Raw genomic sequence first — 18388 nt, 5'->3', positions numbered from 1 at the left:
TATTCGGAAAATAATTCGAAGTTGCAGGGAATTTGCAACTAAAGAAGAAAAAAAACAAAGAAAATTACAAGGAGTACGCTTATGCTCAAGCAGAGCATCGGCATTGGTATGCTGTTTATCGCAGGTCATGCATATAGTAGTAATATCATTGTCACCACCACTGCTGACACCAAAGCAGATGATCAACAATGTTCTTTGCGTGAAGCCATTGAGTATATTAATTTAGGCATGCCTGAAGAAGGCTATTTGGGCTGTGGCGGCAAAAATGCCTCAAGTGTGATTTTATTAGAAAAGAAAGCCGTCTATCAAATTGATACTCAACTTAAAATTACAGAAAACCTTGAAATTAAAACCACCTATGACAGTAGTCTGAATGATAAAACTGCCCCAGGTTTGAATAATGCCACGATTCAGATGCGCGGCAATGAGCGAATTTTCCACATTGAAGATAGCAAGGATCGTTTCTTAAAAGTTTCTTTAAAAGAATTAACTTTACAGGGCTGCGGTGAGGAACGCTGTCGTCAGCAACAAGGTGGTCTGATTTATAATAATGAACATTTAATTTTAGACTATGTGAAACTGAGTCAGGGTGTAGCCAATCAAGGTGGGGCAATTTATAACCTCGCACAAATGACTGACGAGAAGATCCCTGCAGGTTTTATTGAGATCAAAAATAGCTTGCTTGAAGCTAACCAAGCGCAGGAAGGTGGCGTCATTTATACGCAATTCCCACGCTTTGTGATTACAACTTCAGTATTTAAAGGCAACAAAACCATATCAGTTGCTTCAGCCAATCTCTATTCTGCAGCAAGTTTGGCAGATGAAGAAATCAAAGCCTTTCCTAGTATGGGGAATATGATCGTGAGCAGTACTTTTACTGCAAATGAAGGCTATGTCATGAATGTGCTGGATGATATTGGTGTCAATAACATTAGCTTGATTGGTAACAGCCGTGGTGTGTATCTCAACGCACCTTTGGGTAAAGCCTATATTGCCAATAGTGTGATTTTGGGTAATCCACATCCTGTCAGTGTCAATACTGCAGCAAACTGTGTGCAAGCAGGTTCAGATGCAACAAGATTGCAAAATAATTTAGTCGGCGCAGGCTGTGGAGCAGGCGATAGCAACTATCCAAATACGCTATGGACTGCAAATTCGGTGCTTGCAGGTAATCTGCTTGAAGGTGCATGCCAAACCCTCAGTCAAGATAAAACGGCACTCTTTTGTCCATATCAAGTTCCTGAAAACTCATTCTTGGGCTTTATGCGCCCACGCGTATTGCTCAGTTATAACAGCCTGAAAGATTCTGTGGTGTTGAATCAGGGGCAATTACAACTGGGGGATAATACGGTAGTCGGTTGTGCTGCTTCAGATCAGCGCGGTAAAAACCGTCAGTCAGATATTACCTTATGTGACCGTGGTGCAATAGAGGTGATGGTTCCTGAAACTATGGGACTTATAGGTCAAGATATTTTGGCGGGTCAAATTGCTAAAATGTCGGTGAGTGATTTGTTGGGTGATAGTGATTTGGTGCCTAAAGAATTTTGTGATCAAGTCTATCCAAACAATCCGACAGGCCAAGCATGGCAAGCAGGTTGTGTGCAAATTGAGCAACTCGATACACGTTCTAAAGGAAAATTGACCGTAGATGAGTTGGGGAATTTGGTATATACCCCAGATTCTGCTTGGCATGGTGCAGATGTCTTTAAAATTAAATTAGTTACCAGCACCACACGCTTTAACAGCACAACACCTTATATGGAAGTGAAAGTCCAAGTTATTCAAGAACATGAAAATCGTATGGAAAGCGATAAAATAAAAGTTTCTGGTGGTGCATGGAGCGCTTACGGATTAATGACTTTATTGGGTTTGTTGGGTTTACGCCGTAGAAAAGCATAAAGGATGAATATGAAAAATAATAAAAAAACACTATTAGGGATAATGGTGCTGTCTGCTATGTCGCTTATGGCAGCAGATAATCGTGTGATTCAGGTCACGACCTTTGAAGATCAAAATGGTGAAGACTTAAGCAAATGTTCATTACGTGAAGCGTTAGTTGCGGCCAAGCAGAATATTGCGTTCGGTGGATGTAGCGCAGGCAATACCAACCGTGGTGCAACCGATATGATTCAGTTGCAGGCTGGGGAATATATCTTAAACTCAGAATTACGCCCGCAATCTATGGTGCGTATTTATGGGGCGACAGCGGTCGACTATAACCAAGTAGATCCGATTACCCATCGTTATCCTTCAATTGCACCGTTAAAAACCAGTATTAATGCACAGGGCAATAGCCGTATTATCAATACTTCAGATACCCAAGCCAGCGTGGCGCTATACGATGTCATTCTAAAAAATGGGGATGCCAATGGTGGTGGTAATGCGAACCCTGTAGATGCAGGCAAAGGTGGTGCATTATTTGTGGCAGGCCCACTAGCTGCGAACAATGTCGAAATTCAAAATTCGCATGCAGAACAAGGTGGTGCAATTTACGTTGTTGCTCATCAAGCGGAGCGTCAAGTCAATTTAGAGAATGCTTATATCCATGCGAACCAAGCCAAAGTAGGTAGTGTGTTGGCAATGGATTGTAGTGCCAACTTGGTCAATACACGCTCTATGGTGAAAATTGACCGCAGCAGTATTGTGAAAAATGGTGCTGCAAATAGTCTTAGTACTTTTGATCTTTGCGGCCAACCAGATCTTGCGTTGACTGCCAGTACGATTGCACAAAACCAAGCTGATACCAGCAAAGGTCATATCTTTAACTTAAGTAATGCAGAAAATCATCCGCTTAGCACTTTGTCACAGGTGTATTTGCAAAGTAATACCATTGTTGAAAATAAAGCATTGAGTACTTTGTTTTATGACAATTATCCACGTATTGTCCTCTCTTTTAATATGTTGGCCTTTAACCAAGGTAAATCTTGTCGTTATGCATTCCCTGCGAGCTTAGAGCAGGCGCGCAACATCAACACAATTCGCAATGCCTTATTCGCAATGGGATCAGCGACAGAGCAAGGCGAGTGTGATTTGCCTGAAACAGCAAATAGTTCTTATGATGGTGCTAAAAATTTGGATTTGACAGGGCTTAGCTTTGATCAAGTATTGCAGCCCTTGCAAGAACCATCTGCTTATAATTTATTCCTGCCGTTGTATTATCCAAAACTTGGTTCAGACCCTGCGAAAGATTTGATTGATGTAAACAGCATGGGGTGTAGTGATTATGAACAACGTGGTTTAGCGCGGGTGAGTAATGCAACTTTAACTTTAAATCCTGATGCAAAAAATACCTGTGAAATTGGCTCTGTAGAAGTGATGCGCTTAAATGCAGCCGATATTCAAAGCTTGCGTAATGTCTCTTATGAAAGTTTATTTGCCAATTATCAGCAACAAATTGACCGTATTCAGTCTGCGATAGATCAAAGTAAAGATGCTGCATCTTCGGTCGTTTCTCAATCACATGCTGATTTGAAAACGATGCAGGATTTGTTGGCCAATACCAAAGCCAAGCAGCAATATCGTGCCATATATGTTGATCCATTTGCGATGGCATTAAAGCATGATGAACCAACTGCAGATGGGAAATTTGTTCAGTTAAGACAGCTTAATTCTGACAACTTTAGCATTAGCACTGAAGTATTGGGGATTGGTGCAATTTCGGGTTCAGGTACCACATTTAGCACCGATAAATTGACCCAAGACCCACTATTCAAATGTGAATGGGATGCACAGTTGCAACGGATTGTGATGTATCGATTGAATGATAAAGTCACAGAAGCAACCGATTCAGCGTATTGTAAATACACCATTACCTCAAAATTAGACAGTAATTTGCATTCTTCGGGCTTACTTGAAGGCAAATTTAGCAATATTGCCCCAATTGCAAAAGATGATCGTGTACGACTTGAATATGGTACAGACCTTAAAGTGAGTTTTAATCCATTGCTGAATGATAGCGATGCAGGCGATGGTTCTATCAGCACTCTGAAAGAAAATACCAATAAGCCTGCATTCTATAAAGATAGTACAGAACAAGAACTGGCAATTCGTTTTAAGGAATTGCCTTCAGGTGTGATAATTACGGCAGATCGACAAGAACATTGTCCTGGGGATTATGCAGGTGAAATTTGTTATGGTGGCAATATTCAGGTTCAAGTACGAAATAGCTTTAGCCCATTTGATTATGAGCTGAAATACACGATTTTCGATCATGAACTGGAATTTTCGCCTGAAGCGACCATTACTTTAGAAAATACAGCGAAAAATACCAATTATGAAGCCAGTGGTGGCGGTGGGGGAAGCTTAGGTTACTGGGGTGTGTTTGGTTTAATCGGATTGGCGTTCTATCGTCAACGTCCAAGAAAATCGTAATCTACCGACTCTTTATTGCAAAAGCCTCATCTGTTTTACACGATGAGGCTTTTGTTATTGGTGACTTCAAGTACTTTCTATTATCCATGAACAGATAAAATTAGTGACTCATTGCAGGCTGCTGATATTTAAGAATGTATTCCTGACGAATTAAAGGTCGTTGTTCAGGTGTTGCTTGTTGCAAGCGTTGTCCTAATTCACGACGTTCTTGCGTGCTCATTTTTTGCCAAGTTTCACGCATTTTTTGTTTTTCGCTATCAGGCAGTTGAGTAAACCAATCCATCCGCTGCTGTAAAGCTACGCTTTTTTCTGCAGGAATTTCTTTTAAGTTTTGATAGCGCTTAATTAAGGCCAATTGTTCTTCTTCAGAAAGAGTTTCCCAGGTTTCTGAAATTTGCGTATCTGCATCTTTGGAAAAAATCCAAAAACGCTCAAACCCTGCAAAACTGGTTTGTAAAAAACTGAGCGCACAACACGCAATCACAATTCGTTTAGCTGCCATGTGGAACTTTGTCCTCACCCAACACCATTAACATTTCTAAATCTTCCACCATTTGTGGCGAAAGTTTAGGAACAGACACTGCCTGATTCTGCGGCTGTGTGGTCATTTCCATTGAATTTGGTAAGACCACAAAACCTGCAATTGCTGCAGCCAATGCAAAACCTGACATTTTCCAAAGCCCATAGCGCGATGTTTTCTTGTCTTGAATATTATCCAAGACATGATTCATGACCGCAGCTTTGTGTTGATGGTGGCGAGCCAATCCATCAAGTTTGGATGTCACTTGTTTTAAGAAATCATCTTGTTTCATTCTGATGATCCTCCCAGATACGGATTCATATGTGCCAAACTGTTGCGTAAAGCTTGAATAGCACGGTGATAATGCGTTTTTACACTGCCTTCAGTGCAGTTCATAATTAGTGCGGTGGTTTGCGTATCAAAACCTTCCCAAGCACGTAACATAAAAGCTTGTTGTTGCCGCACAGGAAGCCCCGCAATTGCTGCCTGAATTTCTTCTACAGTCACAGCTTGATCTAAAAACTCTGCAGGATTGAGTGCTTGCTCATCGACAATATCAAGTTGTTCAACATCGTCATCATCTAAACTGATTTTTTTGAACCATGAAAACGGTTGAGCGCGGCGAGCTTCTTTACGACGCCAATCTTGTAATTTGTTATTTAAAATGGTGTAAAACAGGGGATACCATTCCTCTGTGGCTTTGTCAGCATAAGATTTATGCAAGGAAATAAAGGCTTCTTGCACCAAATCCATAGCAATGCCGTGCTGTCCTTGCGTTGCACTTTCCATCATCACTAAGGCACGCCCCGTTACGTCTTGCATGAAATTCTTCAGACGTTGCTCAGCCGTACTCTTAAGAGCACTCAAATTTTCCGAGTGTGACGACTTCGGGTTTAAATCCATAGAGATGGAAAATCCTGTCATTGGATACCCACCATTATTTTTAACATCATATTTTTATAACGCTAAAAACAATGGTTTGGTTGACATTGCAAGTTATTATTTTCAGTCTAATCTATTTTTTTTGCAGGGCTAGTCTTTTTAAAATAAATTAACCATTTACAGACGTTGGCGTACCATTTCAAAGAAACAGATTGAGCCTGCAATTGCCACATTCAAAGATTCCTGTCCACCTGGTTGTGGAATACTTACCGCTTCTGCATGCTGTAAGGCATAATTGGACACACCTTGACCTTCATTGCCTAGAATCCAGACGCAAGCCTTACGCAGATTTTTGGAATAGAGACTTTCTGCATGGTGTGAACTGGTCACATATACAGGAATCTGAAATTGTGCTAAGACATCTTCGAGTTCAATATTTTCAAAGGTATGCAAGCTAAAGTGTGCGCCCATGCCTGCACGTAACACCCGTGGCGACCAAAGTGAGGCAGAACCTTTGGTACAAATAATTTGTTCAATACCTGCTGCTGCTGCAGAGCGCAATAAGGTGCCGACATTACCCGGATCTTGCACATTTTCTAAAATCAGTGTGTCTGCTTTAAAGTCTAAAGCTTGGCTTGAACTTGGCACGTCGACAATGGCTAAACAGGCAAGGGAAGTGCCTAAAGTGCTTAAATCTTTATATAAAGATTCGCCAATGACAAAGACCACGCCTGTGTATTTAGCCAAAATACGCTCATAGTCAGGATGGCTTAGTGCATGTTCGGTGGTAAAAATCGAATTGATTTTTTTATTTTCATGTAACCACGCCAGACACAAATGTGTACCTTCAAGTACCGTTTGTCCCTGTTTTTTGCGATAGTTATTTTGTTCAATTAAACCACGTAAGTGTTTAATTTTCGGGTTATCTTTTGATTCTAAAAAAATCGTAGGCATGCGATAAAATCCACAGCAGTCAGCGAATGGCCGACTGCTGTTGTTAAAAATTATTGATGGTAGCTGCTGACCAAATCGACTTCATTTTTTGAGCCAATGATGACAGGCACACGTTGATGTAGGTCTGTGGGTTGGATGTCTAAAATACGCACACGACCTGTGGTTGCCGCACCGCCTGCTTGTTCCATGAGCATACTCATTGGATTGGCTTCATACATTAAACGTAAACGACCTGCTTTTTTCGGGTCTTTTAAGTCGTATGGATACATGAAAACCCCGCTACGGCAAAGGATACGGTGAATATCGCCCACCATACATGCAACCCAACGCATGTTAAAGTCTTTTTCGCGTGGCCCAGTTTTACCAGCCAAAAGTTCATCAATATAGCGTTTTACAGGTGCTTCCCAATGGCGTTGGTTTGAAGCATTGATCGCGTATTCTTTTGTATCGGCAGCAACTTGAATGTTGTCTGCAGTCACCAAAAACTCTTGGCTTTCTGGGTCAAAGGTAAAGAATACCACGCCTGCACCAACAGTGAGCGCCATCATGGTAGATGGGCCATACAGGACATAACCTGCAGCAACTTGTTGTGTACCTGCTTGCATAAAGTCTGCAGCTTGGGTCACGGCATTTTTTGCAGGTAAAATTGAGAAAATGGTACCCACACACATATTGATGTCGATGTTGCTTGAACCATCCAGTGGGTCAAATAACACTAAATATTGACCATTTTCCTGAGCAGGAGTGAATTCGTCTAATTCTTCCGACGCCAAACCACCCACATTAGGATGTTTTTGTAACGCTTCAATTAAATAATCATTTGAAATAACATCTAATTTCTTTTGTTCTTCGCCTTGTACGTTTTCATTTTGTGCACTGCCTAATACGCCCGCCAATGCACCTTTTTGTAATGTTTGGTCAATTGTTTTGCAAGTATTGGCTATAGTTTCAATCACTTGAGCAAGTTCGGGTGTTAAATTTCCAGTTTGTTGTTGTAGAAATTGGGAAAGGGTGCGGTATGACATGACTGGAAAACTCCGAATGACTGCAAAAATGAGGATAACAATATGCTGCAATAGTTTAGATGAGAACGCGTTAAAAGAAAAATTAAACTCGACTATTTGCTGTGATTTTACCCTTGCAAGTCCTGCAGAAAGTGCTATGTTGATGTGAAGGATTTAATTTGAGATAGGAGCACAGATATGACAACGTTAAAGTTTGATGCGACTCCAACGCCAAGCGAAGGGATTAGTTTAGACGATATTTCTGAGGACAAGATGAAAGCCGCTTGGAAAGATTATGAGTCTAAACCTGAATATAAAAAGTTTAACAAGCATGATTTGATTGAATCTATGCAAACTGCAAAAGCTGATGCCGAGTCGGAATAACTGAAGCAAAGCTGTATTTCTGCACTTATCTGTTAGTTTTTAAAATATTCGTTCGCCCAGTTTTTTATGTCATAAAAAAGCGCCCTTGTAATAAAGAGCGCTTTTTTCGTATTGGGGAAACACGTTCTAAACGAGTTTTTCCCAAACAGCAAATTATTATTTCAATAATGGTGGAACAGCTTCGTAGTTAATTTCTACGCGACGGTTTTCTTTCCATGCATTTTCATCATGTCCAGGGTTGACTGGCATTTCTTTACCATAGCTCACTGCTTCAAGCTGACCTGCGTTAACGCCGCTGGTGATTAAGAAGCTCTCAACCGCTTTGGCACGACGCTCGCCTAAAGCCATGTTGTATTCGCGTGTACCGCGTTCATCGGTATGACCTGTAAGCGCTACTTTAGAGTTGGCATTCGCCATTAGAAACTGTGCATGTGCTTGTAGGGTCTGGTAATCATCGTTAGATAATTCGCTACTGTCGTAGTCAAAATGCACCACACGCTTTGCCAAGAAAGCTTTGTTGGCTTCGGTTACACCTTTGGCAGATGCACCTGCAAGGTTTTGTGCATTTAAAGCTGCATCTTCACTCAAACCTTGGGTGTTGACTGTAGTTGCACCGTTTGGTGTTTGACCTGCTTGTAAGTCAGTTGTTGGTTTGCGGTTTGCACAACCTGTCATCACTAAAGCTGATGCCAAAACAGGGAGTACCAATAATTTAACTGCGTTCATCCTCATCTCCATGAAGCTTGATTTTTGGTTTTAAAACAGAACTGAAAAGTGTTTACCTTGCGGATACTCATTATTTTGGCGCCCACGCAGGTTCACGCACTTCACCTTGTTCACTTGGTAAGTTCATGCGGAAGCGACCGTCTAAAGACATAATTGACAATAAGCCACGTGCGCCTTCGCGCGTTGCATACACCACCATTTGCCCATTTGGTGAGAAGCTTGGCGACTCATCCAAACTGGTTGGGGTTAAAATATTGGTGATATTGGTGTTGATGTCTTGAATTGCGACTTTGTAATTACTGCCACTTGGGCGATGCACCAATGCCAGTTTACGACCATCGGCACTGAGCGTACCACGTGCGTTAAATGCACCGCGGAAGGTTAGGCGTTTGCTGCTGCCTGTGGCAAAGTCATAACGATAAATTTGTGCGGAACCACCACGATCTGAAGTGTAAATAAATGATTTACCATCTGGTGCATAACGTGCTTCGGTATCAATCGCACTGTCATTGGTCATGCGTCGCAGTTCACGGGTGCTTAAATTCATTTGATAAATTTCTGGATTGCCATGCATGGATGCGGTAAACAACATACTTTGACCATCTGGTGAGAAGCTTGGAGCACCATTTAAACCACGGAAACTGGCTAATTTTTCACGCTGACCTGTCGCCAAATCTTGCACATAAATAGCAGGGCGTTTGGTTTCAAACGACACATAGGCAATTTTTTTGGCATCTGGTGTCCACGCAGGCGACAAAATAGGATCACGCGAAGTCAAAATGGTTTTAGGCTGTTCACCATCAGTATCGGCAATTTGCAGGGTATAGCGTTGTTCAGGTGTTGCAGGGTTGCGCAGTACATAAGCAATGCGTCCGCTAAAGTCACCTTTAATGCCCGTGAGTGCTTCATAAATGGCATCACTGATCATGTGTGCAGCAGAACGCACGCGTGATGCAGGCACGCTCAATAATTCATTCAATAAGTATTGCTGTTTTTGCACATCATAAAGTTGGTAATGAACTTCATAACCGCCTTCTGCAGTGGCTTTGACATTTCCCGTCACCACATAAGGTACACCTGCGGCTTGCCATGCAGCTGCATTTGGATTGTTCATGCTTGCAGTTGCAGCAAGGTTTTTAGATGAACTGGTGAATTTGCCTGAACGGTTTAAATCGTTTTCTACAATAGGATAAATACTTTGATCATTGCCAAACGGCACAATCGCAATTTTAGGTGCTTCTTCTGGTGCTTTGGCAATTTCTAAATGCAGTTGTGCAAAAGATTGTGTGCTTAAAACTGGGCTAAGCGCAGTTAAAATAGCAAGACAAAGTAGGTGTTTACGCGTTGTTTCCATCATTCGCTATTTTCTCAAATCAACATAACTTTTTTGGATGTAATTGTGGTACATAATGGCATGCTTTGGTAGGAATGAAAGCATGAATTTATAATAAAACTGTTATAACACTGTGAAAATTTAAATTTATTTATACTCGTAAATATTTTGAGAAGGAGTTAGCCAAATAGATGTTATTCGGCTAACTGGTAACTTATTGCGCTGTAAAGGTAGAGGTGAAGCTACGTGCTTCGCGTCGTGCATCTGGGTCTGATGGCATCGGATAAGGTGCGGCAGCACGAACAGCAGCTTCTACACTGGCTTTCATGTCAGGGTCGCTAGAATTAACCACGACAGACTGAACTGCGCCACTGTCACTTAAAGTCACGCGGGCAGTTGCACGTTGACCCGAAGAACCAGCTGGGGTATCCCACGCTCGTCTGATTTTATTTTCGAAATCGCGTTTAGCAGTGGATGCAATACGTCGTACTTCTGCCTTTTTCTGAGCGGCTTCTTCTGCAGCTTGTTTGGCAGCTGAAGCTTTGGCTTCAGTATCGGCACGCGCCTTCGCTTCGGCATCAGCTTTGGCTTTTGCATCTGCAGCAGCTTTACGTTTTGCTTCGGCATCTGCTTTGGCTTTTGCATCTGCGTCAGCCTTACGTTTTGCATCGGCATCAGCTTTGGCTTTTGCATCTGCTGCAGCTTTACGTTTTGCATCGGCATCTGCTTTGGTTTTTGCATCTGCGTCAGCTTTACGTTTTGCATCAGCTTTGGCTTTTGCATCTGCGTCAGCTTTACGTTTTGCCTCAGCATCTGCCTTGGCTTTTGCATCTGCTTCAGCTTTGCGTTTTGCTGCTGCATTGGCTTCGAGTTGACGTCTTTCTGCCGCTTCTGCTTTTTTCAGGGCTTCGGCTTCTTTACGACGTACAGCATCTGCTTCAGCACGTGCTTTGGCATCGGCTTGAGCTTTTGCTTTGGCGTCAGCTTCTCGTTGAGCACGTTCTTCGGCGCGTGCTTGTTGAGCTTTTAAGCGTTCAGCTTCTAGTTTTTGTCGCTCTGCAATTTGTTTGGCTTCAGCAGCTTGTCGTTCTGCACGTGCTTGAGCCTCTGCTGCTTGTGCAGTTTTTTGTGTATCAACTTGAGGCGCGGGCGGTGTAGGGGCTGCTGCAGGTGTCGGCATGACAGGTGCAGGTTCAAGCGCAGGTTCAGCAGTTTGAGTAATTTGCTCTGCTACATTTTCATGTGTCGTTTCAGCAGATTCAGTTTCTAATAAAGGTTTTAAATCTTCGGGTTTAATCAGTACTGTTTTAATGGGCTTAGGTGGCTCAGGTACTTTACTCATGCCCAAATAAAGCAAGCCAACCACTGCGACAAGGTGGATACCTACGGTGAACCCAATCGCGATGGCTTTTTGTTGAAAAGGTGGCTTTTTAAAATCTTTCATAAATTACTTTAAAGGCTCGGTCAGCAATCCAACTTGGGTTAAACCTGTGTTTTGAAGTGTGTTCATCAGTGACATAACTTCACCATAAGAGCGTGATTTGTCGCCTTCAATAATTACTCTAAACTCTTTGTTTTCAGTCTTAGCCTGTTCCTGAGCTTGAGTCAGTATCGTTGTAAGTTCTTCAAGTGAAATAGGTTGGTTAGAACCAACATCTTTATATTTCAGGAAGTATCGTCCATCTTTATCTAAAGTTACCTGAGCTATAGCACTTTTCGATTCAATGGCATTACCGTTAGCTTGTGGTAAATCGACCTGAATACCACTGGTAATCATAGGTGCGGTGACCATAAAAATCACAAGCAACACCAACATGACATCAATATAGGGCACTACATTCATGTCACTTTTCAGTGGTTTTTTGATGCGCTCGAAGCGTCCTGAGCGTTGAATGGCCATTAGTCGTGATCCTGAGTATTGCCTAAAGATTGACGTTGTAATAAAGCCACCATTTCTTCAGCAAATAGGGCACGATCTGAATAAATGCCTTCACCCTTAGCTGTGTAATGGTTAAAGGCGAGTACCGCAGGAATGGCGGCAAATAAACCAATGGCTGTGGCAATGAGGGCTTCGGCAATCCCTGGTGCGACTGTTGCCAATGTGACTTGATCGACATCTGCCAGTCCAATAAAGGCATTCATAATGCCCCAGACGGTACCAAATAAACCAACGTATGGCGCAACCGAACCAATGCTGGCTAATGCACCTAAGCCTTGTTCAAGTTGAGCTTGGTCGCGGCTTAAACCGACACGTAAAATACGTTCTGTGCCTTCAATGGTTTGTGGAGCAGGCGCTTGGCGTTTTTTGAGTTTTAAAAACTCACCTAAGCCTTGATAGAAAATATCTTCCAAACCGACACGTTTTGAATTGAGCTGTGCATTGTTGTAAAGCGTATTTAATTCTGCACCAGACCAGAAGATTTTTTGGAAATGCTGATCATCTGCCTGTGCTTTTTTATAGCTCATGTGTAACTTGGCAATCAGATACCAACTGTATAATGATGCTAAAAGCAGCGAGAGCATTACCAGCTGAACAACAGGACTTGCTTGTAAAATAAGATCTGATACTTGAAGAGATGATTCGAGTTGTGTTGCCATAGTTACTACATGTGCCAATTCATTTTTTTAATCTTGTCCTAATTCTTTCAGAATAAGGCTACGAATTTCATCTGGCAGACGACGTGGTTTCATATCTGAACCAAGACAGGCCAATTCAACCTCGCCAGATGCAAGCATGATTTCACCACGATAAATATTTTGTTGCAATACAAATGATGACGCTTTACACGAAACTACACTTGCTGTAACAGTTATTAGGTCATCCATTAAGATTGGACGTGAATATTTCACATTAATTTTATGCACGACAAAGTTGTAATCTTGTTGATGCCAATAATGATCAACACCCGACGCACGAAGCCATTCGGTACGGGTACGTTCCATAAAGCGAATATGGTTGGCGTGGTAAACAATGCCGCCTGCATCAGTATCTTCCATATAGATACGAATTTTAAATTCAAATTTATTCGCCATGATGATGTTCCGCTTCAATGTTGCAATGTTGTTTGATAAGCAATACTTATAGCTTAAGCCATGTCTATGAAATTGACGTGAATCGGGGCTATAAGTCAAGCTGTGTATAGCGTGGCAGTTTATCATTCTCAACGCTTCGTCCAATGGCACAAGATTTCAAACATGCTTTTAAGTTAAAATTAGCTGCCTGCCTGATACATGCAGATGATCCACCCCAATGAGCAGCACATGAGCCGTTTAGTTAAATTTTTTGTGGTAATTGCCATATTGTATTTGTTGTGGATGACGCTGTTCCAGCCAGATGGAGGAATTGCGGATAGCACAACCTATCAGTCATCGCAGCAAGTGCATCAATTTAAAGACTATACCATTCAAGCTTTGGAAACCTATGAAGGTGAGTTTCGGGTATTGTCACGTGAAAATTATAATTTTGGACGTGAAGCCGAACTTAGCCCTGTCGATTTTGCTTTGGGATGGGGCGAAATGGCCAAGCCTGAAGTGTATAAACAGTTGTCTATTCGTCAAAGCAACCGTTGGTATCATTGGCGTTATGAACAAGCACCACCGATTCCTGTGCAAGAGATTGCAAGTTTGAGCGCTAATACGCATTTAATTCCTGCCACACCCGCGATTGCGACACAGTTAAAACAGATTGATGAAGATGATTTGATTTATTTGAAAGGTAAATTGGTTGAAGTTACTGCCGCAGATGGGTGGCAGTGGCGCAGTTCTTTAAGCCGTCATGATACAGGGGCGGGCGCGTGTGAATTAATGCTTGTTGAAGATGTGCGTATTATTGAAAATTAGGGTCTATCTACAGACCCAATTGACCTAAATATTTAATAGCTTAAAGGGAGATAGCTCCCTTTAAGCTATTTTTTCCTTTGAGCTATTTTTCTTTTGGCTCTGGCGGTGTCATCCCAAATTGTAAATACGCCATATTGGTGGCAATACGCCCGCGAGCGGTTCGCATTACATAACCTTGTTGAATTAGGTATGGTTCAATTACATCTTCCAAAGTGCCAGAGTCTTCAGCCATAGCAGCGGCCAAAGCTTCCACACCTGCAGGCCCACCATCAAAACGCTCTAATAACATTGATAAATAACGACGGTCTAAGGTATCTAAACCATCTTTATCGACATTCAGCATATCTAGCGCACGTTGTGCCATCTCTTGCGTGACTTCACCTGTGCCTTTGACCTGCGCATAGTCACGAACGCGACGCAATAATCGGTTGGCAATACGTGGTGTACCGCGCGAACGACGAGCGACTTCATTGGCTCCTGCATCGGTCATTGGCACATCCATTAAACTCGCCGAGCGTTTGACAATATGGGTCAAATCTTCAACCGAATAAAATTCCAAACGCTGCACAATACCAAAACGGTCACGTAACGGTGAGGTGAGTAAGCCTGCACGTGTGGTAGCGGCGACAAGGGTAAATGGTGGCAAGTCCAGTTTAATGGAGCGTGCTGCAGGCCCTTCACCAATCATGATGTCCAGTTGATAATCTTCCATCGCTGGATACAAAATCTCTTCAATCACAGGTGAAAGACGATGGATTTCATCAATAAATAACACATCGCCTTCTTCAAGATTGGTCAGCATGGCGGCTAAATCACCTGCGCGTTCCAAGACAGGCCCTGAAGTAGATTTAAGGTTGCCGCCCATTTCACGGGCAATAATATTGGCGAGTGTGGTTTTGCCTAAACCTGGTGGTCCAAAAATCAGGGTGTGGTCCAATGCTTCTGCGCGTCCACGGGCTGCACCAATGAAAATTTCCATTTGTTCACGCACTACAGGTTGCCCAATATAGTCATCGAGTGAAGTGGGGCGAATGGCGCGATCAATTTGATCTTCGGGTTTTTCAGAACCACTGATTAGACGGTCTTGCATATCGTGTTAACTAATCTCTTGAGCTGGGCATTTTGATGCTGCATGCACAGCCTCAAAGTATGAGTTGCGTTTAAATGCCTTTGCGAAGGCATGATTTTACTTTTGAAAGATCAAAAGTAACAAAAATCTTATGTTGAGTTGAGGGTATATCCCTATACCCCAACTCAACGGGCGACATCCATGTCGCCAGTCATGTATCCAATATTGGAAAGATGAACTTACGCTAGGTTTGTTGGCATCTTTTATTTATTCATCGACTTTAATGCTGCACGGATAATATCACTGGCTTCAGTAAAATCGCCCTTGACTGCATTAATCAGTTTTTGTGCTTCGGCAGGTTTATAACCTAAAGATTGTAAAGCGGCTTCGGCTTCGGCAACAGCAGAATTGCCTGTAAACTGGATTTGAGTCGCAGTGGAATTGCTGCTGCTCACTTCGTTGGACATGGCTTTAAAGCGATCACGCAATTCAATCATCAGGCGTTCAGCGGTTTTTTTGCCCACACCTGGCACTTTAATCAGGGTGTTAATATCTTCATGTTCTACGGTGTGAATCAGTAACTCGACACTCAAGGTCGATAAAATACCCAGTGCCATTTTCGGGCCGACACCATTGACTTTGAGTAAGGTACGGAAAATGGTTTTTTCTTGGGCTTCTAAAAAGCCATATAACAATTGAGCATCTTCACGCACAGCTAAATGCGTCCACAGGGTAATTTTCTGCCCCTTTTGTAACTGGCAAAATGTGGTGAGTGGCGTGTCAATTTCATAGCCCACACCATTTACATTCAGCAACACGGTTGGTGCTTCTAAAGCCAATACTTCGCCAATAAGACATCCGATCATATTTGTGGTTCACTGATTAATTTAAAATAAGTTGCTGTTCGCATAGTAGAGCGCATTTTCACAAAAGGCAAAATTCGTGCTTAAATTCTACGTCAATCTTATATAAGTTATTGATATACATGTGATTCGTCATAGCAGACCAACCTTATTGCCTTGTAATTCTTGCGATAAATTATAGGCTTGGTGATCTGAAAACTTAGAGATAATGTCCAAGACTTGCATGATATTGTCATAATGATTATGCGCAAAATCTGCCCCTGAGCGTTGCAAGATGGACATTAAACGCTGCTCTTTAAAACTTAGGGTTTTATGGGGTGTGGTGAGCGGAATAAACGCATCCAAAATATTTTGTAAACTTTGATGCGCAATAATTTCCAATCCAGCTTTTTGCGGATGCTCGAAAATTTTCTCACGCGCTAAGTCTTTGGCGCGATTAATACCAATTTCAATATCTGCTGAGCAATACTGTAAAAGGCTGCCTTTAAGTTGTCCCATTAGGATTTCAAAATGGTGTTTGGCAAATGCTGTAGTGACTTCATCGACTAAACGCTTCATGACCCGACCACGCAAAGCGGCAATTTTTTGTTGCCATGTGGTACGTGCCATCGCTAGTTCTGCAGGAATACCGTAGTCACCAATCAAGTTTAAAAAGATCGGTTCAACTTCTTCATAGCTGAGCATGTTTAAAATAATGCCATCTTCCAAATCAATTAAGGCATAGCAAATATCATCCGCTGCCTCCAATAAATATGTCAGTGGATGACGACAATAGTGATAATCGCCCAATTGAATCAGTCCAAGTTGTTCTGCAATTTGTTTGAGAATTTCTTTTTCAGCTTGGTAACAACCAAATTTATCACGTTGATTGGCAGGGCGGTTGCCTTGTTCGGCAATGGTTTTGGAGAGCCACGGATATTTTAAATAAGCGCCTAAAGTGGCATAGGTTAAACGCATGCCGCCATCATTTGGATGATAGTCAATTTTGGTGAGTAGACGTAAACCTTGCGCATTGCCTTCAAATTGACGTACGTCGGCTTCTTCCTCATCACTAAGTTTGGCGAGAAAATTGCCGTGTGAAGCATCGTCAAACCATTCACGAATGGCATATTCGCCTGCATGTCCGAAAGGTGGATTACCAATATCATGTGCCAAGCAAGCGGCTTGAATAATCGCACCGACATCGGCAGGGGAAATCCACATAGGCAAATGGTCTTTGATTTTTTCTGCAGCCAGCATCCCTAATGAACGTCCAATACAAGACACTTCTAAAGAATGGGTCAGGCGAGTGTGAATACCATCGTGTTGAGTCAGTGGATGGACTTGGGTTTTACGGTTTAGTTGTCTAAAACTTTGCGAAAAAATAATACGGTCATAATCTTTATGAAAAGGGCTGCGCGCCTGTTCTGTACTTTGTTTTTTACTACCAATTCGAACTGTGGAAAGCAGTTCTAACCAACGCATTTGAGTCATTTATCATTATTCACTATGTGCTTGTTTTGCATCATGCCAAAAAAATGACAAAAGCTCTAGGGGCGTGCGACATGGCTTGTCTTTTTAAATCTAAATTCATACAAAATGGGGGATAAGTTTGTGGCGAAGCGTACTTTAAAGTTTTTTTGGGGAACTGTATAAATTGAGGATTGGATGATGCGTATAGGTTGCCAAAATAGCAACAATGCTCAAATTTTTATGCTAATTTCTAATTAATTGTGAAATGGATAGCGAAGTTTAAATATGCTCAAACTGATTTACTATGTGCCTGAATCTCATCTTGAAGAAACTAAACTGGCGGTTTTTGCAGCGGGTGCAGGTGGAATTGGCAATTATGAACATTGTGCATGGCAGGTTTTAGGCACAGGGCAATTTAAGCCTGTCAAAGGAGCAAATCCGTTTATTGGTGAGTTAGATGCTTTGGAACACGTTGCCGAATGGCGCGTGGAAACCATTGTACCTGAGCAAAATGCTCAGGCAGTCGCAAAAGCGCTCAAGGCAAGCCATCCTTACGAAGAGCCTGCCTTTGAGTTTATGCAACTTTTAGATATTAATTTTTAAAGACTTAAATACCAATTTTTAAAGAAAAATAGAATTGTACGATCACTCATATATGGATTGGGGCAAATATAAGTTGCGTAGATAGATTTTACTTTTCACGGGCGAAAAGTAACAAAAGCCCTCTGTTAGACTGATGGTACGTCCTGTACCACAGTCTAACGGGCGACATCCTTGTCGCCTTATCACGAGTCAAAATGTGGCTAGGTTTTAAAAATACAGTTGAAATATTAGGGTCTGTTGACACTTCATCTATGTTTGCGACGTGAGAGATATATCTCGCAAGGTTTTTTAGCTGATATAAGGCATGGGGCAGGAAATTTAGTTATTCTAAATGACTGACTCATAACGCAATAGCAGCAAAAAATATGCTCGTCCCCTTGCGCAGCA

At 42.1% G+C, this 18388-nt stretch carries 19 protein-coding genes; 5 read left to right on the top strand and 14 right to left on the bottom strand.

What is annotated here, in order from left to right; all coding sequences use genetic code 11:
* The first annotated feature begins 81 nt into the window (after nt 1-81).
* Together rbtA and FTU39_RS01145 are read left to right on the top strand one after the other, a co-directional pair.
* The gene (gene rbtA, locus FTU39_RS01150; protein WP_104851732.1) at nt 82-1899 is read left to right on the top strand and encodes a rhombotarget A; all 1818 of its coding nucleotides are present in this window, start codon (nt 82-84) and stop codon (nt 1897-1899) included.
* A gap of 57 nt (nt 1900-1956) precedes the next feature.
* Nucleotides 1957-4371 carry a CSLREA domain-containing protein gene (locus FTU39_RS01145; protein ID WP_257224379.1) on the top strand — a complete coding sequence of 805 codons (2415 nt, stop codon included), beginning with the start codon at nt 1957-1959 and terminating at the stop codon, nt 4369-4371.
* A gap of 100 nt (nt 4372-4471) precedes the next feature.
* On the opposite strand, the gene FTU39_RS01140 is transcribed toward FTU39_RS01145, so the two are convergent.
* The 5 genes from FTU39_RS01140 to FTU39_RS01120 all read right to left on the bottom strand — a co-directional run bounded on the left by FTU39_RS01140 (nt 4472) and on the right by FTU39_RS01120 (nt 7752).
* Nucleotides 4472-4873: a DUF3106 domain-containing protein gene (locus tag FTU39_RS01140; protein ID WP_004971806.1), complete on the bottom strand. Its 402-nt coding sequence runs from the start codon at nt 4871-4873 to the stop codon at nt 4472-4474.
* Nucleotides 4863-5183 carry a hypothetical protein gene (locus tag FTU39_RS01135; protein WP_019837931.1) on the bottom strand — a complete coding sequence of 107 codons (321 nt, stop codon included), beginning with the start codon at nt 5181-5183 and terminating at the stop codon, nt 4863-4865. Before FTU39_RS01135 ends, FTU39_RS01140 begins: the two co-directional genes overlap by 11 nt.
* Nucleotides 5180-5794 carry an RNA polymerase sigma factor gene (locus FTU39_RS01130; protein WP_180051640.1) on the bottom strand — a complete coding sequence of 205 codons (615 nt, stop codon included), beginning with the start codon at nt 5792-5794 and terminating at the stop codon, nt 5180-5182. Before FTU39_RS01130 ends, FTU39_RS01135 begins: the two co-directional genes overlap by 4 nt.
* Nucleotides 5795-5950: 156 nt before the next feature.
* Nucleotides 5951-6727: an RNA methyltransferase gene (locus tag FTU39_RS01125; RefSeq protein ID WP_154320905.1), complete on the bottom strand. Its 777-nt coding sequence runs from the start codon at nt 6725-6727 to the stop codon at nt 5951-5953.
* Nucleotides 6728-6777: 50 nt separating this feature from the next.
* Entirely contained in the window at nt 6778-7752 is a 975-nt protein-coding gene (locus FTU39_RS01120; protein WP_004971801.1) for a class 1 fructose-bisphosphatase, read from the bottom strand.
* Nucleotides 7753-7929: 177 nt separating this feature from the next.
* Between FTU39_RS01120 and FTU39_RS01115 the strand changes: the two genes are divergently transcribed.
* Nucleotides 7930-8115: an NF038105 family protein gene (locus FTU39_RS01115; protein WP_004971800.1), complete on the top strand. Its 186-nt coding sequence runs from the start codon at nt 7930-7932 to the stop codon at nt 8113-8115.
* Between the two features lie 156 nt (nt 8116-8271).
* Here FTU39_RS01115 and pal read toward each other — a convergent pair whose 3' ends face one another.
* From pal to ybgC, 6 genes are all read right to left on the bottom strand, one after another.
* Nucleotides 8272-8841, bottom strand: a complete 570-nt coding sequence (gene pal, locus FTU39_RS01110; RefSeq protein WP_179996167.1) for a peptidoglycan-associated lipoprotein Pal — start codon at nt 8839-8841, stop codon at nt 8272-8274.
* Between the two features lie 70 nt (nt 8842-8911).
* Nucleotides 8912-10195: a Tol-Pal system beta propeller repeat protein TolB gene (gene tolB, locus FTU39_RS01105; protein WP_026438303.1), complete on the bottom strand. Its 1284-nt coding sequence runs from the start codon at nt 10193-10195 to the stop codon at nt 8912-8914.
* Nucleotides 10196-10388: 193 nt separating this feature from the next.
* On the bottom strand, nt 10389-11618 hold the full coding sequence (gene tolA, locus FTU39_RS01100) for a cell envelope integrity protein TolA (protein ID WP_180051616.1): 1230 nt from the start codon (nt 11616-11618) through the stop codon (nt 10389-10391).
* Between the two features lie 3 nt (nt 11619-11621).
* Entirely contained in the window at nt 11622-12074 is a 453-nt protein-coding gene (gene tolR, locus FTU39_RS01095) for a protein TolR (RefSeq protein WP_180051615.1), read from the bottom strand.
* Nucleotides 12074-12772 carry a protein TolQ gene (gene tolQ, locus FTU39_RS01090; RefSeq protein ID WP_180051614.1) on the bottom strand — a complete coding sequence of 233 codons (699 nt, stop codon included), beginning with the start codon at nt 12770-12772 and terminating at the stop codon, nt 12074-12076. Before tolQ ends, tolR begins: the two co-directional genes overlap by 1 nt.
* A gap of 27 nt (nt 12773-12799) precedes the next feature.
* Nucleotides 12800-13207, bottom strand: coding sequence for a tol-pal system-associated acyl-CoA thioesterase (gene ybgC / locus FTU39_RS01085; protein ID WP_004971791.1), 408 nt, complete (start codon nt 13205-13207; stop codon nt 12800-12802).
* Between the two features lie 228 nt (nt 13208-13435).
* On the opposite strand from ybgC, the gene FTU39_RS01080 reads away from it, so the two are divergent.
* Nucleotides 13436-14014, top strand: coding sequence for a hypothetical protein (locus FTU39_RS01080; protein WP_004971789.1), 579 nt, complete (start codon nt 13436-13438; stop codon nt 14012-14014).
* 82 nt (nt 14015-14096) lie between these two features.
* Here the strand turns inward: FTU39_RS01080 and ruvB are convergent, their stop codons facing one another.
* From ruvB to FTU39_RS01065, 3 genes are all read right to left on the bottom strand, one after another.
* A complete protein-coding gene (gene ruvB, locus FTU39_RS01075) occupies nt 14097-15104 on the bottom strand; it encodes a Holliday junction branch migration DNA helicase RuvB (RefSeq protein ID WP_004971787.1) in 1008 nt (335 codons plus the stop codon).
* A gap of 242 nt (nt 15105-15346) precedes the next feature.
* Entirely contained in the window at nt 15347-15949 is a 603-nt protein-coding gene (gene ruvA, locus FTU39_RS01070) for a Holliday junction branch migration protein RuvA (RefSeq protein WP_180051613.1), read from the bottom strand.
* A 129-nt stretch (nt 15950-16078) separates the two neighbouring features.
* Entirely contained in the window at nt 16079-17419 is a 1341-nt protein-coding gene (locus FTU39_RS01065) for a deoxyguanosinetriphosphate triphosphohydrolase (RefSeq protein WP_019837718.1), read from the bottom strand.
* Between the two features lie 264 nt (nt 17420-17683).
* On the opposite strand from FTU39_RS01065, the gene FTU39_RS01060 reads away from it, so the two are divergent.
* Entirely contained in the window at nt 17684-18001 is a 318-nt protein-coding gene (locus FTU39_RS01060) for a YqfO family protein (RefSeq protein ID WP_104851742.1), read from the top strand.
* The last annotated feature ends 387 nt before the right edge of the window (nt 18002-18388 follow it).

Origin of the sequence: Acinetobacter sp. YH12099 (genome assembly GCF_013419195.1) — a bacterium.
GTDB classification, from domain to species: Bacteria; Pseudomonadota; Gammaproteobacteria; order Pseudomonadales; family Moraxellaceae; genus Acinetobacter; species Acinetobacter towneri.
This window is presented reverse-complemented; position numbering and strand designations above follow the sequence as displayed.